General features: G+C 41.0%; 34 protein-coding genes and 2 pseudogenes. 10 read left to right on the forward strand and 26 right to left on the reverse strand.

Features of this window, described 5'->3' with window-relative positions:
* Positions 1-104: 104 nt before the first annotated feature.
* Complete coding sequence (miaE, locus tag MKP07_RS22090; protein ID WP_240849157.1) at positions 105-713, reverse strand: tRNA-(ms[2]io[6]A)-hydroxylase; 609 nt, start codon at positions 711-713, stop codon at positions 105-107.
* A 124-nt stretch (positions 714-837) separates the two neighbouring features.
* Between miaE and rpsO the strand changes: the two genes are divergently transcribed.
* The 5 genes from rpsO (at position 838) to MKP07_RS22115 (ending at position 4732) form a co-directional block, all read left to right on the forward strand.
* Complete coding sequence (gene rpsO / locus MKP07_RS22095; RefSeq protein WP_240849158.1) at positions 838-1107, forward strand: 30S ribosomal protein S15; 270 nt, start codon at positions 838-840, stop codon at positions 1105-1107.
* 255 nt (positions 1108-1362) lie between these two features.
* On the forward strand, positions 1363-2325 hold the full coding sequence (locus tag MKP07_RS22100) for a hypothetical protein (protein ID WP_240849160.1): 963 nt from the start codon (positions 1363-1365) through the stop codon (positions 2323-2325).
* Positions 2318-3535 carry a polyribonucleotide nucleotidyltransferase gene (pnp, locus tag MKP07_RS22105; RefSeq protein WP_240849161.1) on the forward strand — a complete coding sequence of 406 codons (1218 nt, stop codon included), beginning with the start codon at positions 2318-2320 and terminating at the stop codon, positions 3533-3535. Before MKP07_RS22100 ends, pnp begins: the two co-directional genes overlap by 8 nt.
* A gap of 104 nt (positions 3536-3639) precedes the next feature.
* Positions 3640-4389 carry a HipA family kinase gene (locus MKP07_RS22110; protein ID WP_240849162.1) on the forward strand — a complete coding sequence of 250 codons (750 nt, stop codon included), beginning with the start codon at positions 3640-3642 and terminating at the stop codon, positions 4387-4389.
* The gene (locus tag MKP07_RS22115; protein ID WP_240849163.1) at positions 4367-4732 is read left to right on the forward strand and encodes a DUF3037 domain-containing protein; all 366 of its coding nucleotides are present in this window, start codon (positions 4367-4369) and stop codon (positions 4730-4732) included. Before MKP07_RS22110 ends, MKP07_RS22115 begins: the two co-directional genes overlap by 23 nt.
* 43 nt (positions 4733-4775) lie before the next feature.
* Here the strand turns inward: MKP07_RS22115 and MKP07_RS22120 are convergent, their stop codons facing one another.
* The 12 genes and pseudogenes from MKP07_RS22120 to MKP07_RS22175 all read right to left on the reverse strand — a co-directional run bounded on the left by MKP07_RS22120 (position 4776) and on the right by MKP07_RS22175 (position 12445).
* Positions 4776-5783: a UbiA family prenyltransferase gene (locus tag MKP07_RS22120; RefSeq protein WP_240849165.1), complete on the reverse strand. Its 1008-nt coding sequence runs from the start codon at positions 5781-5783 to the stop codon at positions 4776-4778.
* A gap of 49 nt (positions 5784-5832) precedes the next feature.
* Complete coding sequence (locus MKP07_RS22125) at positions 5833-6117, reverse strand: hypothetical protein (RefSeq protein WP_240849166.1); 285 nt, start codon at positions 6115-6117, stop codon at positions 5833-5835.
* Between the two features lie 203 nt (positions 6118-6320).
* Positions 6321-6758 (reverse strand): glycosyltransferase family 2 protein, encoded by a 438-nt coding sequence (locus MKP07_RS22130; RefSeq protein ID WP_240849167.1) that lies wholly within the window; start codon positions 6756-6758, stop codon positions 6321-6323.
* A gap of 7 nt (positions 6759-6765) precedes the next feature.
* Complete coding sequence (locus MKP07_RS22135; protein ID WP_240849168.1) at positions 6766-7458, reverse strand: glycosyltransferase family 4 protein; 693 nt, start codon at positions 7456-7458, stop codon at positions 6766-6768.
* A gap of 154 nt (positions 7459-7612) precedes the next feature.
* Positions 7613-7927, reverse strand: coding sequence for a hypothetical protein (locus tag MKP07_RS22140; protein WP_240849169.1), 315 nt, complete (start codon positions 7925-7927; stop codon positions 7613-7615).
* Positions 7924-8736: an ABC transporter ATP-binding protein gene (locus tag MKP07_RS22145; RefSeq protein ID WP_240849170.1), complete on the reverse strand. Its 813-nt coding sequence runs from the start codon at positions 8734-8736 to the stop codon at positions 7924-7926. Before MKP07_RS22145 ends, MKP07_RS22140 begins: the two co-directional genes overlap by 4 nt.
* A 220-nt stretch (positions 8737-8956) precedes the next feature.
* Positions 8957-9481, reverse strand: coding sequence for a 6TM ABC transporter family protein (locus tag MKP07_RS22150; protein WP_240849172.1), 525 nt, complete (start codon positions 9479-9481; stop codon positions 8957-8959).
* Entirely contained in the window at positions 9478-9750 is a 273-nt protein-coding gene (locus MKP07_RS22155; RefSeq protein WP_240849173.1) for a hypothetical protein, read from the reverse strand. The genes MKP07_RS22150 and MKP07_RS22155 overlap by 4 nt, the downstream gene beginning before the upstream one ends.
* A gap of 116 nt (positions 9751-9866) precedes the next feature.
* Positions 9867-10913, reverse strand: a complete 1047-nt coding sequence (locus MKP07_RS22160) for a prenyltransferase/squalene oxidase repeat-containing protein (RefSeq protein ID WP_240849175.1) — start codon at positions 10911-10913, stop codon at positions 9867-9869.
* 52 nt (positions 10914-10965) lie between these two features.
* Positions 10966-11379 (reverse strand): 4-(cytidine 5'-diphospho)-2-C-methyl-D-erythritol kinase, encoded by a 414-nt coding sequence (locus MKP07_RS22165; RefSeq protein ID WP_240849178.1) that lies wholly within the window; start codon positions 11377-11379, stop codon positions 10966-10968.
* Between the two features lie 56 nt (positions 11380-11435).
* Positions 11436-11759, reverse strand: coding sequence for a 4-(cytidine 5'-diphospho)-2-C-methyl-D-erythritol kinase (locus tag MKP07_RS22170; protein WP_240849181.1), 324 nt, complete (start codon positions 11757-11759; stop codon positions 11436-11438).
* A gap of 75 nt (positions 11760-11834) precedes the next feature.
* Positions 11835-12445: pseudogene (locus MKP07_RS22175) on the reverse strand (bifunctional nuclease family protein).
* Positions 12446-12648: 203 nt separating this feature from the next.
* Between MKP07_RS22175 and cmk the strand changes: the two are divergent.
* Genes cmk through MKP07_RS22190 form a run of 3 tightly spaced genes read left to right on the forward strand, consistent with a single transcriptional unit; the run spans position 12649 to position 14497 of the window.
* Positions 12649-13332, forward strand: a complete 684-nt coding sequence (gene cmk, locus MKP07_RS22180; protein WP_240849185.1) for a (d)CMP kinase — start codon at positions 12649-12651, stop codon at positions 13330-13332.
* A gap of 53 nt (positions 13333-13385) precedes the next feature.
* Positions 13386-13709 carry a hypothetical protein gene (locus tag MKP07_RS22185; RefSeq protein WP_240849187.1) on the forward strand — a complete coding sequence of 108 codons (324 nt, stop codon included), beginning with the start codon at positions 13386-13388 and terminating at the stop codon, positions 13707-13709.
* A complete protein-coding gene (locus MKP07_RS22190; protein WP_394803687.1) occupies positions 13688-14497 on the forward strand; it encodes a Gfo/Idh/MocA family protein in 810 nt (269 codons plus the stop codon). The genes MKP07_RS22185 and MKP07_RS22190 overlap by 22 nt, the downstream gene beginning before the upstream one ends.
* Here MKP07_RS22190 and MKP07_RS22195 read toward each other — a convergent pair.
* The 10 genes from MKP07_RS22195 to MKP07_RS22235 form a co-directional block, all read right to left on the reverse strand.
* Positions 14492-15151: a tRNA1(Val) (adenine(37)-N6)-methyltransferase gene (locus MKP07_RS22195; RefSeq protein ID WP_240849189.1), complete on the reverse strand. Its 660-nt coding sequence runs from the start codon at positions 15149-15151 to the stop codon at positions 14492-14494. The two genes, MKP07_RS22190 and MKP07_RS22195, sit on opposite strands and share 6 nt — an antisense overlap.
* Before the next feature lie 126 nt (positions 15152-15277).
* Entirely contained in the window at positions 15278-16318 is a 1041-nt protein-coding gene (gene tsaD, locus MKP07_RS22200) for a tRNA (adenosine(37)-N6)-threonylcarbamoyltransferase complex transferase subunit TsaD (RefSeq protein WP_240849191.1), read from the reverse strand.
* 104 nt (positions 16319-16422) lie between these two features.
* Entirely contained in the window at positions 16423-16695 is a 273-nt protein-coding gene (locus tag MKP07_RS22205; RefSeq protein ID WP_317236073.1) for an ABC transporter permease, read from the reverse strand.
* Entirely contained in the window at positions 16605-17297 is a 693-nt protein-coding gene (locus MKP07_RS22210) for an ABC transporter permease (protein ID WP_262919414.1), read from the reverse strand. The genes MKP07_RS22205 and MKP07_RS22210 overlap by 91 nt, the downstream gene beginning before the upstream one ends.
* On the reverse strand, positions 17294-17581 hold the full coding sequence (locus tag MKP07_RS39250) for an ABC transporter permease (protein WP_262919415.1): 288 nt from the start codon (positions 17579-17581) through the stop codon (positions 17294-17296). Before MKP07_RS39250 ends, MKP07_RS22210 begins: the two co-directional genes overlap by 4 nt.
* A gap of 143 nt (positions 17582-17724) precedes the next feature.
* Positions 17725-18129: a hypothetical protein gene (locus tag MKP07_RS22215; protein ID WP_240849193.1), complete on the reverse strand. Its 405-nt coding sequence runs from the start codon at positions 18127-18129 to the stop codon at positions 17725-17727.
* 10 nt (positions 18130-18139) lie between these two features.
* Positions 18140-19393, reverse strand: coding sequence for an OstA-like protein (locus MKP07_RS22220; RefSeq protein WP_240849195.1), 1254 nt, complete (start codon positions 19391-19393; stop codon positions 18140-18142).
* Positions 19394-19476: 83 nt separating this feature from the next.
* Entirely contained in the window at positions 19477-20424 is a 948-nt protein-coding gene (locus MKP07_RS22225; RefSeq protein WP_240849197.1) for an MlaD family protein, read from the reverse strand.
* A gap of 163 nt (positions 20425-20587) precedes the next feature.
* Entirely contained in the window at positions 20588-21217 is a 630-nt protein-coding gene (locus tag MKP07_RS22230) for an N-acetylmuramoyl-L-alanine amidase family protein (RefSeq protein WP_317236074.1), read from the reverse strand.
* Positions 21144-21374, reverse strand: coding sequence for an N-acetylmuramoyl-L-alanine amidase (locus MKP07_RS22235; RefSeq protein WP_240851000.1), 231 nt, complete (start codon positions 21372-21374; stop codon positions 21144-21146). Before MKP07_RS22235 ends, MKP07_RS22230 begins: the two co-directional genes overlap by 74 nt.
* A 993-nt stretch (positions 21375-22367) precedes the next feature.
* Here MKP07_RS22235 and MKP07_RS42855 point away from each other — a divergent pair.
* Positions 22368-23263 (forward strand): annotated as a pseudogene (locus tag MKP07_RS42855) (putative LPS assembly protein LptD).
* Positions 23264-23292: 29 nt separating this feature from the next.
* Positions 23293-24696 (forward strand): putative LPS assembly protein LptD, encoded by a 1404-nt coding sequence (locus tag MKP07_RS39260; protein WP_262919417.1) that lies wholly within the window; start codon positions 23293-23295, stop codon positions 24694-24696.
* Positions 24697-24707: 11 nt separating this feature from the next.
* Here MKP07_RS39260 and MKP07_RS22245 read toward each other — a convergent pair whose 3' ends face one another.
* The 3 genes from MKP07_RS22245 to MKP07_RS39270 form a co-directional block, all read right to left on the reverse strand.
* Positions 24708-25331, reverse strand: a complete 624-nt coding sequence (locus MKP07_RS22245; protein ID WP_317236075.1) for a methyltransferase domain-containing protein — start codon at positions 25329-25331, stop codon at positions 24708-24710.
* Between the two features lie 110 nt (positions 25332-25441).
* Complete coding sequence (locus MKP07_RS39265) at positions 25442-25702, reverse strand: 1-acyl-sn-glycerol-3-phosphate acyltransferase (protein WP_317235874.1); 261 nt, start codon at positions 25700-25702, stop codon at positions 25442-25444.
* 11 nt (positions 25703-25713) lie between these two features.
* Positions 25714-26124: a lysophospholipid acyltransferase family protein gene (locus tag MKP07_RS39270; protein WP_262919418.1), complete on the reverse strand. Its 411-nt coding sequence runs from the start codon at positions 26122-26124 to the stop codon at positions 25714-25716.
* Positions 26125-26313 lie beyond the last annotated feature (189 nt).

Here is a 26313-nt window from a genome sequence, read left to right on the forward strand (position 1 = left end):
TTTCTGTGGTAATAGGTACATCGTACATTAAACACCAGATACGGCATCAAAGATCCTGTATCCCGCATCCAACATCTAATATCATACATATAACATCTTACATATCAATGAATTCTATCACCCCTTAGCTCCAGATCTTTCATGATTTCCGTTTCATGGTTCAGCCATTCGCCCCAGCGTGCTCGAACTTTTTCTTTAGGCAGGTAGGTTTCTGCGAGTTCTATAAATAGCGTATAGTGACCGGCTTCGCTTTCCATAAAGCGCCGGTAAAATTTAGCCATGTAAGCGTCATTGAGCCCTTCGCTCAGGCGCTTAAACCGTTCACAACTGCGTGCTTCAATCATTGCCATCATTAAGAGATGGTCTAAAAAGCGATCTTCCGGAGATCCGCCTTGTTGCTGAAATTCGATCAGTTTATTTACATAGAGGTCTTTTCGCTGCTTACCAAGTTTCAAGCCTCGCTTATGCAGTTCCTGTAACACCAGGCGAAAATGTCCCCATTCTTCGGTCACAATAGGGGCGAGGGAGGTTACGAGTTTTTCCCGATCGCTGTATCTTTGTATTAGTGTGATACAGGTGGTGGCCGCTTTCTGCTCGCAATAAGCATGGTCTGTAAGTATGGCTTCCAGTGATATTTCTGCCAGGTTTACCCAGCGGGGATCTGTAGGAAGCTGAAGACCTAGTATGTTTTTGGTATCCTGGGATAAATTCATGCGGTAAAAATCGCCATAATATCAGAAATATCAAATTTCGCATCAGAAATATCAAATTATTCCTTACCTTTGCCGCCTTAAATTATAGGATACAAAAACAGGATGACCTTTTAAAAAAGACAGTATGCCACTTACAAAAGAAAGAAACGCACAGATTTTTGAACAATTTGGTGGAAGCGCCGCTAACACAGGTTCTATTGAGGGCCAGATTGCGCAGTTAACAGAGCGTATCAGCCAGATCAGTAAGCACTTACAGCAAAATAAAAAAGATTTCTCTACTCACCGCGGTTTGATGCAGTTGGTAGGTAAGCGTAAAAGCTTGCTGAGTTATCTGCAAAAGCATAACCTTACCGGTTACCGTGCTTTAATTGAGAAACTAGGTTTAAGAAAATAGTATTTTCCATCTTGCAAAAGTTGGGAAAACGGTTCTATATCCTGGGTTTGATGCACTAATTTCAGACTTATTTATATATTTTGTATTCCCAACATCCGCTGTTGGGAATACGTGTTTTTACCTGCTTGCAATTTTACCTGCTCAATTTTTAAACAGAATACTGTTGGAAACGTTCTAACATGCGTTTTTTTAACAACAGAGTTACTGGTTGAGTAAGTTGCTTGCTTCACAATCAAATACTTACAAAAATATTTTATGTTACAACAACCATTAAGAACAACCTTCGATTTAGGCGATGGCCGCGAAGTTGCTATAGAAACGGGTCGCCTTGCCCGCCAGGCAGATGGCTCGGTTACGGTAAGCGTAGGTAAAGCAGTATTGCTGGCTACCGTAGTTGCAAATAAAGAACCAAAAGAAGGACAAAGCTTTTTTCCTTTAACAGTTGACTACCAGGAGAAATTTGCTTCTGCTGGTCGCATCCCGGGATCTTTCTTTAAACGTGAAGGTCGCTTAAGCGATTACGAGGTATTGATCTCCCGTTTAATTGACCGTGCGTTAAGACCTTTGTTCCCTGATGATTATTTCTGCGAGGTACAAGTGCTGGTTACATTGATCAGCAGCGATCCTGAAATATTGCCTGATGCATTAGCTTGTTTAGCGGCATCGGCTGCATTGGCGGTTTCTGATGTGCCTATTAAGGAGATTTTGAGCGAAGTACGTGTTGCACGTATCGACGGCGCATTTAAAGTAAACCCTAACCGCACAGAATTGGCTACTGCTGATATGGATTTCATCGTAGCAGCTACTGAAAAGAACCTGATGATGGTGGAAGGAGAATCGCAGGAATGCTCTGAAGCTGATCTGGTAAGTCTTTTGAGTGTGGCTCACGAGGCAATAAGGGTGCAAATAAAAGCACAGCAGCAGCTGAGAGATCTGAAAGGTGTAACTACCAAAAGAGAATATACTTTACCTGCTATTAACGAAGCGGTAAAAGAACGTGTATATGCATTTGCAAGTGATAAGGTTTATGAGATAGCAAAGAGCAAATCTGCTAAACACGACAGAACAGATCAGTTTAAAGCTTTGGAAGAGGAGTTGCTGGCTAAATTAGTTGAAGAATCAACTGAAGAGCTTCCTTTTACCGATGTTGAAAAAGACTGGCTAAAAATATTACCACGATGTTCAGTACGATGTGGTAAGAGATATGGTTTTGAATGATCGTATCCGTTTGGACGGCAGACAACTGGATGAAATTCGTCCTTTAGATATGGAGGTAGATGTATTACCTTCTCCACATGGATCAGCTTTATTTACAAGAGGTGAAACTCAATCTATTACAACAGTTACCTTAGGTACTGGTTTAGATGAGTTGCTGATTGAAACAGCTGCTTCTTCTAAATATTCCAAATTCATTTTGCACTATAACTTCCCTCCGTTCTCAACGGGTGAAGTAAAAATGATGCGTGGGCCTGGTCGCAGAGAAGTAGGACATGGTAACCTGGCAATGCGCTCTCTGAAACAAATGATGCCCGCTGATTCAGAATTTGGCTACACTGTTCGTGTGGTTAGCGATATTCTTGAGTCAAACGGTTCTTCTTCAATGGCTACCGTTTGCGCAGGTTCATTAGCGTTAATGGATGCCGGTGTACCTTTTCCAAAACACGTGGCAGGTATAGCTATGGGGTTGATTACCAAGGGAGATAAGTTTTCTATCTTAAGTGATATTTTAGGTGATGAAGACCACCTGGGAGATATGGACTTTAAGGTAACCGGAACTCGTGAAGGTATTTGCGGTGTGCAGATGGATATTAAAGTAGATGGTCTTCCCATGGAAGTGATGAGACAGGCATTGGATCAGGCGAAAGCAGGCAGATTACATATCCTGGAGTCTATGTACAAAGCAATACCTGAAGCAAGAGAAGAAGTGAAGCCTCACGCACCACGTGTGGTTAAGATGTTTATCGATAAAGAATTTATCGGAGCAGTGATCGGGCCAGGCGGTAAAGTAATACAGGAAATTCAGCGTGAAACCGGTGCTACGATCAATATAGAGGAAGTAAACAATATGGGTGAGATCAGCATCTTTGGTGTAGAGAAATCAGCCGTAGCTAAAGCCGAAGACTGGATTAAAGGCATTGTTGCGGTTCCGGTTGTAGGTGATGTTTACGATGCTACAGTAAAATCGATAGTTGCTTTTGGTGCCTTTGTTGAATTTTTGCCAGGTAAACAAGGTTTGGTTCACATCAGTGAAGTAAGCTGGAAACGTTTAGAAACTTTGGAAGGGCTGGTAAAAGAAGGTGATTCGATGAAAGTGAAACTGATTGGAACAGATCCTAAGTCAGGTAAATTTAAATTATCGAGAAAAGCTTTAATCCCTAAACCGGAAAGAAAACCGGAGCCAGGGGATGAAGCCGCAGCTCAGCAATAAAATTTGAAGCCTCCGAAAGGGGGCTTTTTCTTTATAACCTGTATCTTTCCAACCTAAAACTTATTATTCTGCCAGATATTCGAACTATAAATGTAACGCGTTATGTGACGCCTTTACGTGAGGGAGGCTCTCTGCCGGCGATAGCTGAAGGAGACGATGGCTTTTTATACGCATTGAAATTCAGAGGTGCCGGCCAGGGAATTAAGGCACTGGTTTCGGAATTTATTGGCGGTGAAGTAGCGAGGGTGCTGGCACTTAAAGTGCCTGAAATCGTATTTGCTTTCCTGGATGAAGCTTTTGGCCGAACCGAGCCGGATGAAGAGATTCAGGACCTTTTAAAGGCTAGCCAGGGCTTAAACCTGGCGCTTCATTATCTGAGCGGAGCCATTACTTATGATCCAGCCTTAAGTAAAACGGATTCCTTACTGGCGTCTAAAATAGTATGGCTTGACGCCTTCCTTACCAATATGGATCGTACTGCCCGCAATACCAATATGCTGATATGGAACCGGGAGCTATGGCTGATTGATCATGGTGCCAGCTTATATTTTCATCATAACTGGCAGAATTGGGAGGCACAAATGAAAAGCGCTTTTCCATTGATAAAGGATCATGTGTTATTGAAAGAGGCCGGCTTGTTAGAAGAAGCGGACCGTATATGCAGCGGCTTAATGAATGAAACTGTGATAGAAGAAATATTAAATGCATTACCCGAAGAGTGGCTGGCTTACGAAGAAACCAACGGTATGGCTGAGGAAACAAAAAAAGTGTACCGGGAGTTTCTCAACTTCAGGTTACAACATAGCAGTATATTTTTAAAACAAGCGATTGATGCAAGAGCAGCAATTATATGAGTATGCGGTAATACGGGTGGTGCCGCGTGTGGAGCGTGAGGAGTTTGTGAATGCCGGCATTATACTGTTCTGCAAAAAAACAAAGTATGTAGATTGCAGTCTTTCATTACCTGCAACCAAATTAAAATGCTTTGATCCCGGGATTGACCTGGATTTTATTGAGCAAAATCTCCGGGCATTTGAGAAGATTGCTTTGGGCGACCGGCTGAGCTCTTCTCCGATTGCTCAGTTAGATGCACCATCCCGATTCAGATGGCTCACCGCTATACGGAGCACGGTTATACAATGTTCTAAAGTTCACCGGGACTCACTACCAATTTACAGCTCGCCATGGAAAAGCTAATTGCAGAAATGGTACGATAGTAAGGTGTAAGGGGAAATACCTGTTACAGCTGTTTAGACCAGCGCTTCTTAAATAAAATACGATAACAGTCTTTAAGTATTAATATCCATCTGCCGGGAAACAACAAAAGTTGTATCAGAAGCAGTATCCAGGCTTTGGGCTGGTGAAATGACGAATAAACTAATAAGGCTGCAGGTAAGAAGAGGTCGGTAAAATCAAGCAGGAGCGTTTGGTAATTGGATGTTTTATGGAGAAATGAAATAGGCTCCTGGTGTAATACCTTAAACCGGAGCAACATCAGTATCAGGTAAGCAATAAAGCTGTAATATACAAGAGTTATAGATAACGTATAAATTACGTAAAAGAGCGCAATCGACTCAATCAGTAAAAGCACCCATTCAATATATCTGAAATCTTTTGCCTCTCGCCGGGTAGCAAAAGTTTCTATACCTGACTTTATATCATTGTCCCGGTCTGTAAACTGATGCCACATAATTCCTCTTATACCACCGCAGGTAGCCCATACACCTATCGCCAAAAGCCAAAACCAGTTAATGGGATGTTTCGAGATGTAAGAAAGACTACTTACCATTAGCAGGTTAATAAATATGTGAGCACCGCTTGCGTCAGCCAGCACGCCCCATATGCCCCGGTTTTTAAGCCTGAATGGAGGTAAACTATACATGCTGAAGGCGATCCAGGGAATGGTGTAGAAAATACAGGACAGCCAGTCGGGATAATAGAAAAACGCTATAAAACAAATGCCGCATGCAATACAGATGATGGGCAAAAGCCATTTCACAAAAACAGGTAAAGAGGCCATTTTGTTGGGCTTTCCGGCTCTTGCATCAACCTCAACGTCGCTGATGTCGTTGATAATACTTACATATATTGCCCCTATAATTACCGAAAGCAATATAATAACTATGTGTCCGGATGCGTTAAAAAGGTTCTGATCATATAGTAGAAGGGTAGCGTACCCGATCCCAAGTATGGGAGGGAGTTTGTGATCCCACCAGTCGCCGGTTCTGATAAAGGCTGAAATATTCATTTAACGGGCTATTTTACCCATTTGGTGATTTTTTTATCCTTCATTCTATTTACTCCAACATCACCACCTGCGGTATGCTTTTAAAGGTCTGGCGGGCATCCAGGTAAAATGATCGGGCAAGCAACTTAACCGTCTTTACCAGGTTAAACTCGCGAATAAGATTGTGCTTAGCTAATTCAACCAGGCTGTAAATATGCTTATTGCGCATTATTTTATAATGCGCGTTTTTCATCTTCGGCTTAAAATCGTAGAGCATCTTATCCATATCGGCAATGTATAGATGCTCCAGCACTTCGCTTCTCTTTCTACCGTCATAAACATTGATGGGGCCCACACATTTTTTCCAAAGGCGATCCAGTGTAAAAGCGGCTTTCCGTTCACCTGCATACAGTACTGAAAGATATAAATACCAATCATCTCCTACACGTATATTGTTATTCCAGCCCTGCTGTATAAGGCTCCTTTTTATAACTGCTGAAGATGAAGGAGAGGGGCAGGCTTGTGCATAAACCGATCTTAATTCATTGAAGTCCAGATTTACCCAGCTTTCTTTTTTCTATGAAAGTAGGGTTGAATGAAAATATCGCTGGATAAAAAATCGTAAATTCTTCCGTTAGCATCTTCCTGGTCCCAGTTTGCAAAAACAAAATCCAGGTCATCTGCCTGTAGTTTTTGCACGCAACGTTCCAGGAAATCAGGATACCAGATATCATCAGAGTCGAGTGATGCTATGAATTTACCGGTTGCGTGCTTCAGGCCGGCATTTCTCGCGCTTGCCTGTCCGCCGTTCTCTTTACTAATTACAATGATATTGTGATAATTTTTTAAAACTTCAGCGGTGTGGTCTGCTGATCCATCATCTACTACGATGATTTCTATATGCTTATAGGTTTGCGCTAGTACACTGTTTATTGAATGACTAACCGTATTAGCACGGTTATAAGTTGGTATTATGACGGAAACTAGAGGGTTCATTTGTAGCTCAAGATATTATTTTTATTATTAAATCTGAAAAAATACGCTCGGGTAGTGCCGGTACCTTTTCTTTTACAAATGCGTTCGCATTTTTACCGATTAGCTCCCAGGAATTCCTGTTTTCCCACGCATCTTCCATCGCCTTAGCAAAATCTTTTACAGTTGCATCTGCAATAAAACCATTTACGCCGTGTTGTATGATCTCTGCATGTCCTCCCGCTGTACTTACTATCACTGGTCGTCCTACTGCCATTGCTTCCAGAGTTACCAGGGGTAATCCTTCACTCCTGGAGGGCAGGATAAGAGCATGATAAGAGGTCCAGAGGTTTTCGACATCATTTATATGTGCAGCGAATTTCACATTTTTAACATCCAGCATTTCGGCTAAATCCTGGAGGGCTTTTTGGTCCGGTCCGCCACCGATAAAACTTACTTCAATCGGGCGATCTTTCCAGGATTGATCTGCAAGAATTCGCAAAAGAATATCCTGTCCCTTATCCAGGATAAAAAAACGACCAATACATGCAAATTTATATAAATGTTCGGCGGTTGGCAAAGGGGAAATTTCCCGTTTAAATTTAATAGGGTTCCAAATTACCTCAGCATGGGAAAAGCGAAAACCAAATTGCTCTTCTGTTAAATTGAGGTTTTGCTGAGATACAAAAAAGCATTTTTGAGCATTTTGCCAAACCTCGATCATAATGGGGCGTTCCGTTTCAGACGGCCAAAAAAGTCTACGCCTTTATGGCTAATAATAGCATAAGGTATTTTCAGCTGGTAGCACTCATAAGCGTGACCCAGGCCGTCGAAGTTGATGCCCTGATTGATCAGAACCAGGTCGGGTCTATCCTTGCTTAATTTTTTCTTAATTGTGCGGCATGTTCATTGTTGTAGTGAATCCTATTAGTGCCTTTGTTGAAAAACCGATTTTTTACTTTTTGAAAAGTTCGGCTGGCGAAGGTTTTAGGTTTAAATGCTACAAAGCGAACTCCCTGCGCTTTTGCTTTTATTATAGATGGGTGATGGGTATTAAACGTTTCTTTATAGAGGGTTACCTTGTGGTTTTGTTGTATGAGTATGGGCGCAGTTTGTGCCCACAATTCTTCACTTCCGCCCCAGTCATTGCTGCAGCAGGTTATAAATGCTATATGCTTTTGCCTCACTTTCATTTGGTTGTCGCCTTTTCTTTTTCAGCTACCGCATTTTCATTAAAAATAGATGCATAAGCTCCTTTGCGTTGCATGAGTTCTTCATCTGTACCCTCTTCTACCACTTTCCCGTCGGCTAAAACATAAATGTAGTCGGCATGAAGTATGGCAGAACGTCTATGACTTATAATGACTGCTCCGCGATTGCCGATCCTATCTCTGAACGAACCAAACAGCTCCTTTTCAGAAACCGCATCCAGCGCGCTGGATGCTTCATCAAAAATGAGAAAACGTGCATCAGAATAGAAGCACCGGGCTAACGCAATTTTTTGCCATTGTCCAATGCTAACCTCCTTGCTGTCTTCAAATATTCTGCCCATTGTGGTTTCATAACCATCGGGGAATGACTCGATAAAGGAGGCGATACCCGATTTTTCAGCGGCTTCTTTAACGCGCTGTGGATTATAAGGTTGATGAATGTTGCCAAAGAAAATGTTCTCGCCGGCACTAAAACTATATCGGTTAAAATCCTGGAAAACCACTCCCAGTTGTTTACGGTACTCTAATGCGTTTAGCTGTTTGATATTCTTATTCCCGTATAGTATCTCTCCTTCAGTAGGATCGTACAGGCGGCAGAGTAGTTTTATAAGTGTTGATTTTCCCGCTCCGTTCAAACCCACCAGGCCAATAATTTTGCCAGAGGGAATGGTTAGGTTGATACCGGAAATGGTTTGCTTATCTGTGTAAGGGTAGCTGAATTTTACATCCTTTAGTTTTATACAGATATCATTTTCCAAAGGCATTGATTCAGTATCAACATCCTTTTCCATATCATTTTCGAGTTGCAGCAATTCGAAAGAACTATTAATATAAATACTATTCTGATAAATATTTGAGATGCCCCCGAAATATTCTGAAGTAAACCAAATGCTTGTGGAAAAGCAAAAAGAAACAGTGAAATGTCTCCGGTGCTTGATTCACCGGATATAGCTCTTAAAGCAATAAACCCGATACAAAAGAAAATGCCCACATATGATAATGCGGTGGTGGCTACTTCGAGCTGGGTTTTTTCAAGCTAAGAGAAAGTTTCTCCTTAACAAGAATATTTCTGATCTCACTGAATTTCGTTTTAAGATGGGCGCCTAACGAGTAGGTACGGATTTCTTTGGCGGCCGTGTCTGTTGTAATCAAGCTGCTGAAATAAGCTGATTTACGCTCTAATGGTGTTTGGGCTATCCGTAGCTCGTTCAGTTTTTTCGAATATTTTAAGCGAATAAATAAAGTAGGAATTATAAACAGGGCAATGATGGGCAGTAAAAGCCAGTTGATGAGTATGAGTACCGAAACTACTGCCGCCAGGGATAAACAGTTCTTTAATATTTCAATTAATGTAGCAATAATCAGCCCGGGTTTGTCTGTCCCGGCCTCCATCGCTCTTTTTAAAATATCATAGTAGGCCGGACTTTCGTAAAAAGAAAGCTGGAGATTTACTGCTTTTTCATGTACATTTTTGTTAATGAACTCTGAGACTTTGGTTGAAAGCACTTCAACAGAATAAGTACTGAACGATCTCAATATAAAATAAACAACACCGCTATTCCGCTAAAAATTACATAGCCGATAATATTGGTATGAGCAGCTCCGGCCTCCAGCTGTGTTTTCACAACCATGTCGATTAGTAACTTCATTAAATACAGGGACGCAAAAAAGGCAAGGGTCTCTAAAATAATGAGTGTTAAGGAAATGTATAACCATCCCGGTGCAGCAGCTTTAACCAGGTTTAATATCCTCGGAAGATTTAAATTATTTTTAAGATGAAAAATTTTATTACGTATAGAAGGCATATAAGTTATCTCACGAGTATGTAAACCAGTTTTTGTAATGGAATGAGGACAAATATAAAATGAACAAACGACATATGCCGTGAAAGAAGGGGCTGTGGGTTAATTTTAATCCATTTCTAATAGCGTAGTTTTAAACAAATGTAGAGCCTCAATACAATAAGCGGTTGTAGCTTCCTCGCTACCCCAAACCAGCGGCCCACCCGTAACCAGTTCATACCTTTGCCACTCTCCGTTAGAGCTTGTCTTGATAATAAAAGGGTTACATATTCTTCGATCTTAGGATCGATAACATTTAACTTAAGTAAAGAAGTTGTTGCGAGGGCTATTTCAAGATCACAGTGTTGAAAATTCTTGCTGCTATTTACCGCATTTTTTATTTTTTCCTCGAATAAAGATTTTATATCCCAGACTTCAGGAATGTCCAGGTCGTACAATCTAGAAATAAAGTAATAATGAACGATTTCATTCAAATACCACTTGTCGGGTATTTTGCCTTTATTTTTGATCATTTCATCTATGATATGCTTCACTACGGGCTTCGTAATGTCATTATAACCCAGGTAAGAAACCACATTACAATTGATCACCAGGTCAATATCATTTCTACGATGAGTGGCGCTGGTCCAATACAAAAAGGTACTAATGGGCGCTTTGAGTTCCCTGGCGATAAGCCGCCAGTATTTTCGGGAATATTTGAAAAAATTACTATGGAGTGTGAACCAGGTATAGAATAATCCCTGTTTGTTTCTATTTAAAAGAATTGTTTTGATGTTATCGGGGTACGAAACATTTCTTTTCCTCAAAAAATTACAAACTAATGCTGTGTCATCTACATCGGGTGGCAAAATTTTGAATTTCGGATGCCATTTCGCATAGAACTGCCATATGCCGCCTCTTACATCCTGGTACGAGAGATAGTTGGTTGATTTGGTTAATAGCTTGTCAACTAATGGATTGTCCTGGAAAGGTATAAGACAGTTTCCTATTTCTGCAGTGAATCCTGTATTGCTTTCCGGCACGCACCATTCCTGCATTGCAGCGTCCGGAGACATGTAAGTGGCAAATTCTCCGCTGGCCAATTGATGCTCTACCAAATAATTGATTGCTTTTTCTATCGCTTTTTCGATCTTTTGTAGAAGGTCTTCTTTTGAGGGACTAATCATAATAGAAAATGAGTTAGTGGGTTATATAACCAGAAATCAAAAGCGGCTGTTTTCAGGAAATATTGTTTGGGAAGGTTGAGTTGTACAGGAGTGTTTTTTCGAATAAGCCGTATATCGTGCTACCGCTGCCGCTCATAATTGCAAATATAGCGCCTGCCTGGTACAATTGTTTTTTAATTGCCGCTGTTTCAGGAAACGCTTCAAAAACAGCATCCTCAAAATCATTAAAAATGTAATTTTTCCATTTGTGCGGAGGTTGGGCGATACTTGTCTTAAGGTTAAATTGAGGTGGCGCAGGTTTTAGCTGTCCGAATGCCCAGGGGGTTGAAATATGGATACCCGGGTTTACAATTACTATTTTGTAAGGGCTTAGATCTACCTTCACTTCTTCAAAAACTTCTCCGCGACCAGTTGCCAGTGATGGTTTGTTTAGAATGAAAAACGGGCAGTCGCTACCCAGTTGCAAAGCATAATGAAGCAGTTGTTGTTCAGTTAAACCGAGTGCGTATTTTTGGTTTAATGCTAATAAAGTATGAGCGCCATTGGCGCTTCCGGCTCGAGCCCTGCTCCGGCAGGCAGGTTTTTTAAGAGGTAAAAATGAACAGGCGGAAGGGCATGGAAGTCCTTTTTCAACAGATTCCAGGCTTTAATAATGATATTATTTTCAGCAGACCCCGGAATAGATTGGCCTACAACTGTAATGCCTGTTTGGGGCGCATCTATAAGCTCAATAACATCGTAAAATGGCAGGGGAAAGAAAACGGTTTCGAGATTGTGATAACCATCCGGCCTTTTTGCGGTAATATATAAACCAATGTTGATTTTACAATTAGAAAACCGGATCAAGGTGGTTGGTATAATAGGTGAGGAGTAATGATGCCTGATGATAAACTATCATACTCTTATAGATACTGTACGCTGCTATTTATTCTTCCTGCTGTTCAGCTCGTCTCTGATGGCGATAGCTCTCATGTAATCTTCGCTTTCCAAAACCTCGTTCAGCAGTTTATTAAGTTCCTCAACATTCATGTTTTTAAGATCATTATCTGCGCTCTCGGCTACAGTTGCACTTATAGCTTCTGCATTTTCAGTTTCGGATGTCTGGTTTTTTTCATCCATAACAATGCCGGCATTACTTAAAATATTTTCGTAAGTATAGATGGGGCATCCAAAACGAACAGCCAATGCAATGGCATCAGAAGTACGGCTGTCAATTTCTATGGTATCGTGATCAGAGGAGCAAACCAACTTACTGAAGAAAATACCTTCCTGCAGATCGGAGATGATAATTTCGTGCAGGTCGATAGAGAATGCCGTCATGAAATTTTTCATCAGGTCATGCGTTAAAGGCCGGCTTGGATTCATTTTTTCCAATGCCACGGCAATAGCCTGCGCTTCAAATCCGCCAATTACTATCGGCAACCGCGCAAACCATTTACTTCCCCTAAAACTACCGCATATGAATGCGTTTGAGTAATACTGTGAGAAAGCGCTACGACTTCTAATTCAATTTTTTCATAAAAACAAGCCACGAAACTAAGGATTTTTAGCGTTAAAAAGAAGTCGTATAAAGGCTATGGGTTGTTTTTTATGAAACCCTAATATTTAACACGATCTTACTTTGAACGCTTTCTTATGCTCCCGTTATTAGCAAATACGTCACCGCCTGCTCAAATATTAGTTAAAAGAATAAGGATTTAAATTTTATCTTTATAGAAATATCGATAGCCTTTTAATGAGTGACAAGAAAATCATAATAGCGATAGATGGAAAGTCGAGCTGTGGTAAAAGTACCATAGCTAAACAGCTGGCAAAAGAACTGAGTTATGTATATGTGGACAGCGGGGCAATGTATAGAGCCATTACACTCTATTTCTTAAGGAACAATATCGATATTAATGATGCAACACAGATCAAAGAAGCGCTTGACGAAATAGAATTGGATTTTCGGTTAAACGAACAAAGCTCACAGGTAGAAATGTTTTTGAACGATGAAAATGTGGAGTATCTGATCCGCGAAATGATCGTTGCTGAAAAAGTGAGCGAAGTAGCAGCACTGGGAGCGGTTAGGGATTTCGCAGTAAACCAGCAGCAGAAAATGGGACAACGAAAAGGCGTTATTATGGATGGCCGGGATATTGGAACCGTAGTCTTTCCTCATGCAGAGCTCAAGTTGTTCTTAACTGCCGATAATGCCGTGAGGGTAGAAAGGCGATTCAAGGAATTGTATCAGAAAAACCCCAATATAACTATAGAAGAAGTAGCACATAATATAGAAATGCGTGACTATATCGACGCTAACCGTGAAATAAGCCCTTTACGAAAAGCGAAAGATGCTATCGAAATAAATAATACGCATCTCACACATGAGGAGCAGCTTGAAAAAGTACTGGAACTTGCTAACGGACTTTTGAAATAGATCAAGGGGCATAGTGCTGTTCAAAAATTCTAAACTTTAACGATTAAACCGGCATGTATGAAAACCAGGAGAGCATTCTTGCAAAAAATAGGTATGGCTTCTGCGAGCATTCCTTTTTAAGTACTGACCTTTTCCATCTGAATTTTAACCAGGAGCTGAGGGAGGATGGCGTTGTATTACGGGTAGCCTTAATGGGACTAGGAGGTTATGCCAGCCGTGTAGCCGAATCTATACAGAATTGCCGTAGGGTAAAAATAACAGCCCTGGTAAGTGGTACCCCGAAAAGCTTCAAACCTGGGGCAAAAAATACAATATACCGGAAAGTAGTTGCTACAACTACCAGAATTTCGACAATATCCGATCAAATAAAGCAGTAGATGTGGTATATGTTATCACGCCTAATGCGCTGCATCATGATCATGTTATACGGGCTGCTAAAGCCGGCAAGCATGTGATTTGTGAAAAACCGCTTGCCATAAGTGTGAAAGAGGGAAAGGAAATGCTGGATGCCTGTAATAAGGCTGGTGTAAAATTGCTGGTGGGCTATCGCATGCATTTTGAACCCACCACACTGGAAGTGATACGCATGCGTAACGCAGGAGAGTTTGGGAGTATAAAGTTCTTCCAGGGGCTTTGCGGTTTTAGAATTGGTGATCCTACCCAGTGGCGTCTGAATAGGGCATTGGCCGGTGGCGGATCACTTATGGATATTGGCATTTATGCTTTAAATGGCAGCCGGTACATGGTGGGAGAAGAACCGATTTGGGTTACTGCGCAGGAAACCAAAACCGATCCGGTAAAGTTTAAAGAGGGTGTGGATGAAACCATACAGTTCCAATTAGGCTTTCAGAGCGGAGCCACAGCTTCCTGTCTTTCTACTTACAATATGAATCACCTGGATAAGTTTTTCCTGAACGGTGATAAAGGCTTTGCAGAAATGCAGCCGTCTATAGGGTATGGTCCTATTAAGGCACGCACACATAAAGGTGCTGTTGATGCGCCTGTAGTTGTGCATCAAACGGTGCAGATGGATGAAATGGCCGACATTATACTGGATGGAAAAAAGCCTGTTGTAGCGTCAGATGGTGAGGAAGGACTAAAAGATCTTAAAATTATAGAAGCTATTTACAAGGCAGCAGCCAGCGGACAAAAAATAGCTTTATAGATAGAGGTAATAATCTCTAAGGAGACGTGTGAAAGCCTGGCTGTAAGTACCGGCTTCCTTAATTTTTATTTTGTTTTCAGCAGTTGTAGTTGCGTTAAAAGAACCGCTGATCAGTACCCTGAATGCATCATGGTTTTCTGTCTGATGCACGGTTACCATTTCATTGATAAAGAGACTGCTTGTGGTAATCAGCTGTAGCAATTCTGTCAGTCGTTTATAGGGTAATAAAAGATAGAAATTCCCACCAGGAGTAAGCTGACGGGCAATGAGCTGTAACAGCTCCGGCAGCTTTAATCCTTCATCGTGATGTGCAATATTTTTGCCCTCCACTAAACCTTTCAGGTCATTTTCGTAAAAGGGTGGATTGCTGATAATAACATCATATTTTTTATCGTAAGGAAACCGTAGTGCGTCAGCGTGGTAGATCGTAACCTGGCTGGCAAAAGGACTATTGGCTATATTATTAAGACTTTGCAGGTAGTCTGTCTTTTGAATTTCAATACTTTCAACAGACGCCCTTGTTTGTTGAGCGATCATTAAACTTAATAACCCACTACCGCTGCCTATATCTAATACGCTTTTGCCGTCATCAAGATTGGTTAAATGGTCAGCCACCCAGGCCCCAAACAGGCAGGAGTCGGTGGTAACCTTCATACTGCATTGGTCATGGTGGATCGTAAATTGCTTAAACCTGAAATATGGATTGGGCAAGGGATGAGGAGGGTGTGGCGAATGATGAATGGTGAGTTATGAATGATGAGTAATGAGCGGATATTAGTACTACTGGAATCCGCGGGCTGCAGGTTGTGCTGTTAATGAAGCAAAATCTCCTGCCAGTAACTTATAATAGGCTGTAATGGCAATCATCCCCGCATTGTCGGTGCAATATTGAAACTCGGGAATAAACACATTCCAGCCGTTCTTTTCACCCATCTCGGTGAAAGCTGCTCGAAGTCCGCTGTTGGCCGATACACCGCCTGCAATACAAATATCTTTTATGCCCAGCTCCCTGGCTGCCTTACTGAACTTATTCAGTAAAATGGTAATGATCCTTTTTTGAATAGAAGCACAAATATCTGCCAGGTTATTATCTATAAATTGCTTTTTATCTTCTTCAGAGGCTGCAAACTCCTGTTTGTACACCTGGCTTTTACCCGCATTCATCAGGAAATATAGTATGGCCGTTTTAAGGCCGCTAAAGCTAAAATTATATTCCGGGATTTTAGGCTCAGGAAACTGGAAGCGATCAGCATTCCCTTCTTTGGCATATTTATCAATCAATGGGCCGCCCGGGTAGGGAAGGCCTAGCAATTTAGCTGATTTGTCAAAAGCTTCACCTGCAGCATCGTCAATAGTTTCGCCAATCACCTCCATCTCTACCGCACTTTTGCAAAGTACGATCTGGGTATGACCACCACTAACTGTGAGACATAAAAAAGGGAACGAAGGTTTTTTATCCGGTATCAGGTTAGCCAATACATGGGCCTGCATGTGGTTTACGGTAATTAAAGGTTTGTTCAGCGATAACGCCAGCGATTTTGCAAACTCTGCTCCAACAAGCAGTGAACCAATAAGGCCCGGCGCCTGGGTGAATGCAAAAGCATCTACTTCTGATAATGTTTTGCCGGCTTTATTCAAAGCAACATCTACTACCGGCACTATGTTTTGTAAATGAGCCCTCGAAGCCAGTTCGGGAATAACACCGCCATATTGGGCATGTACTGCCTGCGTGGCAATATTGTTGGATAATATTTGTCCGTCTTCACAAATGGCTGCGGAGGTTTCATCACAGCTCGATTCTATAGCTAGAATTATAGGCATGTGCAAAAGTAAGGTTTGTGTGGTTTAGTTGACTAGTTGAAAAGTTGATTAAGGTAAAGCAAAAAGTGCCGTTTCAGACACCTTGTTAACTAATCAGCTAAATACTAGCTCCTGATGGCTACTACCGGGTCCATCTTGGCTGCCTGCATTGCGGGAATAATTCCGGCGACAATGCCTACCAGAACACAGATGAAAAAGGTCCAGGCCATATTGGTGACAGAAACATAAATAGGAAATTCGAGCACTTTTGTAAGAATAAACGCCAGTATTACTACTAATGCGAGACCTATAATGCCACCGATAATACAAAGAAATGCCGCTTCGAGCAGAAATTCTGTGAGAATAATATGGCGCTTGGCACCGATAGCTTTTTTAATCCTATCTGTGGTGTGCGTTCTTTAACCGTTACAAACATAATATTGGCTACACCGAACAGGCCTACAATCAGGCTGATGCCACCAATTATAGCACCACCGATATTAAGTCCCACAAAAGCTGCTTCTACTTCCTTACTGATATCGTTCAGGTCATTCAAAGCAAAGTCAGATTCTTTGGTAGGACTTAAGCGGTGAATGCTTCGCATTACGCCTTCCAGCTCGTCTTTTAAAATAGAACTGGTAATAATATGCTCGTAACCTTTTACCATTATTTTGGGGTCAGAAAATCTTTCGAGATAGATCGTCTTTGCGAATGCATAGGGTATAATAATGCTTTTATCGTAGTCCCAACCGCCTGTTAATTGCTTTCCTTGTTTTTTAATAACACCTATTACCTTTACTAGTCTTCCCTTTAGCTTAATATCTTTATTAATGGCAGCCTCTGGCAGGGTAAAGAGTTTCGTGGCCACCTCATCTCCAATTACAGCTACATTAGTTCCATAATTAAATTCGGCATCAGAAATATACCGGCCATGGGCAAACGTGAGTTTTTGAATCTGGTTGTATTCTTCACTGGCGCCGTAAACTTTAACGCCGCTCAAAATGGAACCGCTGAACTCGATATTGTCGGAAACATCATAAAAAAAGCAGCATATTGGGTACTGGGAGAACGCTCTTTGATCTGTTTGAGTTCGTGGTGTTTGGGGTAGGGGCGGTTTACAAATTTCCACCAGGGATAATCGGGGCCTCCGCTCCAAACCCATTTATCGATGAAAATGATATTATCACCCATCGATTTTATTTCGTTCTGTATATTGCGCTGAAGGCTGTTTACAGTTGCCAACACACCAATAATGCAGAAGATGCCAATGGTTACGCCAAACAAACTTAAAAAGTCCGTAGCTTGTTTTTCAACAGCTCCTGTAAAGCCATTTTAAAACTATTGCCTATTATTTCTAATGTTGAACGTATAGCGTTATACTATTTAACAGGCAATTTAATATTTAATATCGGGAAAAGGAACGCTGTTTACTCAAACAGCTCATATTTTGTTTTGGGACGTCTTGTTTCTAACCATTGAAAACCTTCCAGCCTTGCTTCAGTAGGTTTTTTTTCTTTGATGGGGTAGAGCGTCGATTTTACATTAGAAATATCAGCTACTTTATATAGTTGCTTATCTGCAAAATGAAAAAGCATCAAGTCCGATTCCACATATTGTACACCTATAAAAGCACTGTCACTATCCTGCAAAAAATAAATTCTTTTTGGGGACCCCTTTGCTCTTACAGAATCGATATTGCCATCTGAGAAAAAAGCATCTATCCGGGTAGATTGTATCTGGTTGTAGGCCCGGGTATTGCCTCCCAGGTAATTTACCATAAATCCATTTTTGTAGGCTTCCATCCATTTGGGTTGCTTATTCTTGGTGTGCATCAAAATGGTATCACCGGTGATCTGGCTCTTTTCCCCATACTACAGGGTTTTGGTAAAGACGAAAGGTGGAATCTCTAAAGGAGTAAAATAAGCTGTCCGAAACGGCCTGCATGGAGTCCGAATAGATCCTTACATTATGAAAAGCCTCGAAATACCGGTCTGTACTATCATTAGAAGCTTTTAGATTTTTCTGAAATGTCTGGGAAATAACCTTTGCATCTTTTTTATCCGTTACTACTATGCTGTCGCCAATAATAACGCTGTCGGTACGGCTTACGCTATCTATAACCGGTGGTAAGGTAACGGTCTCGAACAGGTCAGAAAGTTTGGCGCTGAACAAGGTGTCTGCAGCTACGTAAATGGAATCATTATCCTGTTTAATGATCATCACAGGTTTTTGGGTTGCCAGTATAGCATCGTTGAGCCTGTTCTGAAAAATGGTATTGGCTATGATAATGGTACCTCTTACTGAATCTACGGCGATAGCATTGCCTTCTGCTCTCGCTATATTATCATCCAGGTATACTTTGTCCGCATTCAGGGTAGACTTATTGTCGTCGTTGATAAAAGGTCGCTGGCCAAACTCTGCCTGCCCGGTTTTGAGGTTATAAAAGCCTTCTTTAGTATCGATGCTTCTTCTTGCACTGTCTTTTATATGAGTCATCGATATAAAAGTAGCTATCTGCGAAACGGTGTTATATTGTAAAGAATCGGCGGTTATTTTGTAAGCGGGGTCGTTTACAATTACATTTTTCTTAAAGAATACATCTTTTACATCAGCGTAATATTCTCCCTCCTTGCTGGTAATAACTGTTTTTTTATTAACCACTTTACCACCTTGCTTATAAATACCCGTATTGGTAATCATATTATAAACCAGGCTGGGCGTAGTAAGTGTTGCCTGTCCATCTGTAAGCCGCACATTGCCATCAAGATTGGCTACCTGTGGAGTGCCGAAATACTTCAGGTGATCGGAATAAATATTAGTGGTGTCAGCATCATTGATATGAACATGTCCCCAGGCCTCGAAAGTATTTTGCCTGTCATTTTTAATAGCTTTATCAGCCTTAAAAATTGTTTTACCCTGCTGTAGTATCACGTCGCCTTCCAGTACGGTAAGGCTGTTGGTATCCGATTCCTTTTTAAGGGAAAGGGTATTAGCATTTAGTATTTTTATCGTGTCTTTAAGAACTAATTTCTCTGCATTGTTAGCATGTTTGGTAATGGAGCTTGTAGTGCTATAGGCAACGAAACATCCCAGCACCAGCAGTGCAACGGGGAAAAAAATGGAGCGATTTTGAAGTTTTTGTTATCACCTGGGTACTGAATCTTTTATTGCAGGAGCAGTTAATTCACCTGCTTTATTTTTTTGCCGAACACTGATATATTTACGTAGCGCTTGGGATGTACCCTCAGGTCATCCAGCAATATTTCTGCACTCAGTAATACATCGTTCATTTTATTATACAATTGCCTGTCACTGGTTAAAGCACCCAGGCTTCCGTTTGGACTGGTAATATTGTTGATAGCAGCATGCAGATCTGAGATGGTTAAATTTAAGCTATCCACTGTTTTTTGAAACTGTAATTGTTTTAGGTTACCGGTAAACGTATTGGCGTTAACTAAAATGCCTTCGATGGCTTCATTTTGATTCTTCAAATTGCCGGTAATAGCGCTAACATTATCCAATGTGGCTGCCAAAGGCTTATTAACGCCGTTTAGCAACGCATTTAAGGAGGCGGTAGAATAATTTAAGTTGGCGATGGCATTCTGAACATCGCGTTGTGTATTGGCATTTAAGATCTGGTTGAAATTGGATAACAACAAGGTAACCGAATCAGCCACCGTTTTTATCTTTGTCATCAACGGTTTTGCCTCTGAAGAAAGGTTGCCTAAAAGACCGGCTTCTTCTTTTGTTGCTATCCTGTTTCCGTCAGCGATTAAAGTGGTAGAACTACCTCTTTCAATAACAATATTGGAAGAGCCTAACAGGCTTCCCTCGATATAAGCGACCGAATTGGAAGGTATATGCACATCTTCTGTGATACTCAATACTACCTTTACGGCAGTAACATTCTCATCAGCAGGCTCCATAGAATAAACAGTACCTACCGTGAGGCCGTTTATTTTAACGAAATTTGATTTCTCCAATCCGCCTACCGATTTGAAAATGGCATAAATTTTAGGTGTGCGGTTAAAAATATCTTTGGCTTTTAAGAACCTGAAACCAATAATTAATAAAGCTATAGACACAAGTGCCAGTACACCTACTTTTACTTCATTTGAAATTTTCATTGTACAAATTTACTTTAGGTTTAAACGCCGGGTAGCGTGCGACATATTTCTGATAGTCAAATTAATAAGTATTACAATATCTGCCTAAGACAAATTATATGCCTGATTTTCTTTTAATCAGTTATTGGTTAATCATTTGGCAAAGTAGCTTAAATAAGTTGGTTTAACCATATTTTTCAAGATAAACCTTTACAGCATTAACAATATCTTTAACAATAGTGTTTTGTCCCTCTTCGCTCATCAGGTAAGCCTGGTCTTCGTTGTTACTGATAAATCCCATCTCTACAAGGATGCTGGGCATACCTGTAGCCTGTAACACCCAGATGCCCTTATGATTACGTTGTTGTACGCCGCGGCTGTTTCGTCCACTGGATATAAACTCTTTCTCCACCAGTGTAGCGAGGGCATAACTTTTACGAAAATAATGCTGTGCATAGATCAGCATACGGGCTTTTTCGGCCGGATCATTCAGATCGGGTAATTTTAAGCTGTCCGCATCCTGGTCTTCACCTTCCTCGTTATAATAATCTTCGTCATCATCGGGTACATTATTTTTTAAGGAGGAAAGCTTCTGATCGTTTTTGTTTACCGCCCAGATGTAGGTTTCAGTTCCTTTGGCTTTGTTTTCAACCCATACATCCTGGTAGCTGTTCACATAGTAGGTTTGTTTTACTTTCTTTTTGCCCTTTTTACCATGCGGGTGCGGGCTTCTCTGCCTACTACCTTTTTGGTATACCAGCCCCCGGTTTTCTACCTGCTGCATTACAATGCAGAGAAATGAAAAGGTCTCCATGATTTTCGTTGGCAAATTGCGCCCGGTACCTGTTAGCCGCATTGGCGTTCGTATTCCCTCCAGGAAGGGGAAAGCTGGCTCTGGTTTCAAGGGTTTTGATCGATGGAAAGGTTTCTCTTAGCGCCCTGGCCAGTTTTAATCCTACGGCGAGTGTAATGGTCGCTTCATTGGTTTCGGTGCCTCTTGCTCCAACATCGGGGCCTCCGTGGCGGCATCAACAACTATTGTTTTAACGGATGAAGTGTTTTGCTGAGCTTGCGCTATACCTAAACAATTAAGAATGCAACCAGCAAGAAATAAGAATCGGATCATTAATTTATAGAATAAAATTTTTAGGTTATTTTTCTTGTAGAAAAGCCCCTGGATTTTATATGTATGTTAACTATTGAGTTCGCTTTGTTGCATTTACATACGGGCGCAGAACATATTTTTTGTTAAAAATCGATATATGTACCACTATGCACCATTTTTCATTCGAACGCATGAAATTAGAATGAAAAATTTACTGTACGTTTGCGAACTTTGAGAGAACCAATGCGCAAATTTAAAAGAATTTACCATGCCGTACTTATACTTACTGTTATCTTCCTTTTAACGGTGAGTAAACAAATTGGCGCTATTAATTTTTTATTTAAAAGAATTCCTGCTTATGAAGAGAAAAATAAGCAGATCGAATCTTTTTTCGACAACTGATACAGTTCCATTAACAAAAGATACACTTCTTTCTAAGCTGAAAGATACCTTACCCGGCCTCACGGATACGCTTCCATTGCCAGACAGTACTTTAACTGACAGCGCATCCAGGCAAACTGTTGATACATTCAGCCTGAAAATTTCTAAAGACAGTTTAGATTCCCGCGTAGAATATGAAGCAAGAGACTCTGCAATAGGATTTGTGCAGGAAAAAGTTATCCAGCTGTACGGTAAGGCAAAAACGCAGTACCAAACCAGCTCATTACAGGCTCCTTATATGAAGCTCAACCAGGCAACAGGTGTTGTGTCAGCCAGGGCAGGCAGGGATAGTACCGGAGCTGTAACTGACTACATCGATATGAATGACGGGCAAAGCCAGTATAAGTCAGATAGCCTTGATTATAATTTTCAAACGCAGCGTGGTTTAATACGGGGCACTATCTCTCAGCAAGGGGAAATGTTTGTGCACTCTCATATTGCTAAAAAGGTAAATGAAAACACCGTATATGCTACCGGCAACTTTTTTACCACCTGTAATTTAGATCATCCGCACTTTGGATTCAGGGCTAATAAAGCGAAAATTGTCAATAAAAAGCTGGCGGTTACAGGGGCTGTTCGTCCCGAGTTCGACTCGGTACCAGTGCCAATTTACCTGCCGTTTGGTTTTTACCCGCTTTACCAGGGACGCCACTCGGGTGTTATGGCCCCCAGTTTTGAAACTAACGACCAGGAAGGAGTAGGCTTATCTGGCCTGGGTTATTACCTGGGTATTAGTGATTACTGGGATGTGCAGTTTTTTGGTGATATCTATTCTTTTGGAACCTGGAGAGCCAACGCAAATCCTACGTATAGAAAATTGTACAAATACCAGGGTAATATGAATATTGGTATCCAGAGTACCAAGAGAAATACCAGGGGCGATCCTGATTATTATAAGAGTATGACCTACTCTTTAAACTGGTCTCATAGTTCTGATAGCCGCTCCAGGCCGGGTGTAAATTTTGGGGCCAATGTTAACTTTAGTTCGACAGGTTATAATCGTAACCTCTCTAATGTGCCAATGGCGCCTTATAATAATGTTTTTGGTTCTTCTATCACGTACTCCAAGCAATGGCAGGATAAGCCCTTCAACCTGTCGTTATCCATGAACCACAGCCAGAACAATGCCTCCAGGTTAATGACGGTTAACTTTCCAACCGCCAACTTTGCGGTAACGACTATCTATCCCCTTCAAAAAAGGAAAGCGTGGGTAAAAAGAAGTGGTATGAGCAACTGGGTATTGGCTATAATGGTAGCTTTAGAAACGATTTCAACTTTTATGACTCCTGTCTTATTCAAAAAGTAATGACCTGATTGGTAACCGTCGTATTTTAAAATATCTTTTGGATACTGCCCGTTGGAGCGCCAATCACAGTATTCCCATTACATTATCTCTCCCGTCTATATTAAACGGAGCCCTGGTAATTGCACCTTCTATTTCCTATTCGCAGGAGTGGGTAGACGGGGTGACCACAATGAACTGGGGCCCGAAAACATTTTACAGGCGTAACTTAGCTAATAGCGCCGATAGTGCGTACCAAAAAGATACTATAGTAGCCAATATACAGAGGGGCCTGAAAATTAAGCAACAAACTTCGTTCGGCATATCATTTAATACAGCGCTATATGGTGGTTATGAGTTTAAAGGAGAAAAGATAAAGGCAATACGACACGTAATGCGGCCTACCTTCGGTTTAAACTATACACCGGATTTGACCCGTAGATATTGGAAGGATGTTCAGATTGACAGTCTTGGAACAAGGGCTTTATATAATCAGTTGGAGGGTTTATATTCCAGGCCGGTTAGTCAGTTCACCAGCAGGGAGTCGGGAGGTATCAGCTTTGGTTTAGACAATAACCTGGAAATGAAAGTAAGGGCGAAACCGAAGAAAAAGAAAGCAACCAGCAGCACCGCAGCAACAGAAGGGGACGAAGCCGATAAGGAAAAGGATTCTTTTGTTGATACCAAAAAAGAAGATGCTGAAAATGGTATTAAGAAAATAAAGCTGGTAGATGGATTTGGGTTTAACGGATCGTACAACTTCCTTGCAGACAGTTTAAAATTGTCGCCGATAAGTATGTATTTCAGAACGAATCTTTTTGAAAAAATAAATCTGAATGCTTCTGCCACACTGGTTCCCTATAAATTAAATGAGTCAGGGTATGCTACTTCTACTTATGCCTGGGCGGGTGATGGAGGCTTCAAGGTAGGTACGGTAACCAATGCGAGTATTTCTATGAGCACAAGCTTTCAAAGCAAACCCAAAGATCCGGAAAAGGCAAAAGCAAGGGAGAAAATTATCAATGATAACTTGAATGATCCTATGCTGCAGGGTGATCAAACAAGGTTAATGGAATACATGCGTCAGAATCCAGCACAGTTTGTGGATTTCAATACACCTTGGTCTATTAACTTATCTTATTCTTTAAATTATTCCCGCCAAAACCGCAATCCGCTTACTTTACAAAGTAGTAGCAGTCCTATTACATCCAGTGTTAACTTTAATGGAAGCTTTAACCTTACCCCTAAATGGAATTTTAGCGTAAATGGTTATTACGATTTCTCAACGGCAAAGGTCCAGACTTTTTCTATGGCTATCTCAAGAGACCTGCATTGCTGGCAAATGGCTATTAATGTAACACCAATCGGTTTATACCGCTTTTTTAATTTCACCATCAGCCCTAAAGCGGGCATACTACAGGATCTAAAAATTAATCGTAGCCGTTCTTTCGTAGGAGGCAGATAATAAGGTGTTTATTAAGATGCTTTCTTTTGCGCAAAAACAAATTCAGCAAAGCCCAGGATATCCCAAAAGATATTGGCATTAAGTTTTTTAGTGCTTAATAAGCCTGCTAATAACCTGAATGGTGTTAGTAAGATGAATAATTTGTTACGACGGGTACCGGATTGTATAACTGTACAGTTATTGTTTTCGAATATTGCTGATACTTCTTTTACAGAATAAAGTCTCACATGCGTAGGATCGTCCTTGAAGTTTAACGTGCCGTGCATGCTCGGCAAATGCATACTTTTTTCACCTGGGTATTCTATATAAAAGTAGCCGTTGGGTTTTAATTTTTTAATTAAGGCTGGTAAAACCAGGTCTCCGTTATGAAGATGCTCGATCACATGCGCCATCCTGATAAAGTCAAAATAGCTGTCGGGGATGATGTCGAGGTTAAGTAGCGTAAGGTCCAGCTCGTAAAAGCTATGCATGGCAGCAAAGTCGCTTTCGTCGTTATTGAAATCTCTTACAATATCCAGTCCATGATACTCACAGTTGGGGAAAATAGCTTTTGTTTTGGAAGCCGATCGGTTACCCGCCCCCACATCCAAAAACGTAAAAGGCGCGTTGCCAAATGCTTTGTTGATGTGAATGATTTTGGGCGTTTGTTTTTTAGAAAGCGAAGCATGATATGTTGATGGGTCTGATTATTTTTGAAGCGTATTTTTCGCAATATGATCATACATAGTGCTAAATACTTTTTCTTTTAATTGTAATGGTGAAATATCTTTAGAAGAGATTGGCTTAAGAAAACGTATCTCCAGTTTCTTAGGTAGAAAGAAAAAAGTTTTATGTAAGGGGACAGCTTCCTTCGTACCTGAAATAATGCCGGGATAATGTCCGTTTTTGTTTCATAAGCCAGCTTGAAAGCACCGCTGTAAAAGGGCTTTAACGGTTCTGTCGTTCGATTCCTGGTTCCTTCCGGATAAATACACATATGCATTCCCGTTCTCAAAACCCATTTCATTTTTTCGAAGCTTACCCGGCGACTTTTTCACTTTTCCTGTCCACCAGTACCGATCCCTTGGCATAGTAAAGACCAAATAAAGGTATTTTGGCAAAACTCATTTTAGCGATGGTTTTATTCGGGCCCGGAATAAAAGGAGATGAAAGTGGGATATCCAGGAGCGAATTGTGGTTACAGGTAACGATATAGCTTTTACCTTTTTCAAAATGTTCTTTACCGGTTACTCTAAATGGGCAGCCGATCAGGAACAGCCATATCCGCATCCATACCCGGGAGATCCTTATCAGGAAATGCGTTCCGCCTGGTTCAGGGATCAGGTAAGAAATTAGTGAAATGGGTAATATGATCAGAAATGTTATAACAAAACTCAGCAGCCCCCAGGTGGCCCAAACTCTGCCCGCTATCTCTTTGAAAATGGTCATGCGTATTTTTGAATCTCAGCAAAAATAATAGATTTCAATTTTGACTATTGATCTTTTAATTTAGGACGAGGAGTTATATAGTTATCCGATAAATATGACCTGCTATTTGTTTCTCGAAGAGCACACAGGGAAGCAGAGGGACAGCGAAAAGGTTTTGAGTTGTTGAAAATTGGTTGTTGATTATTAAAT

The sequence above is a fragment of the Paraniabella hibiscisoli genome (genome assembly GCF_022512515.1).
GTDB classification, from domain to species: Bacteria; Bacteroidota; Bacteroidia; order Chitinophagales; family Chitinophagaceae; genus Niabella; species Niabella hibiscisoli.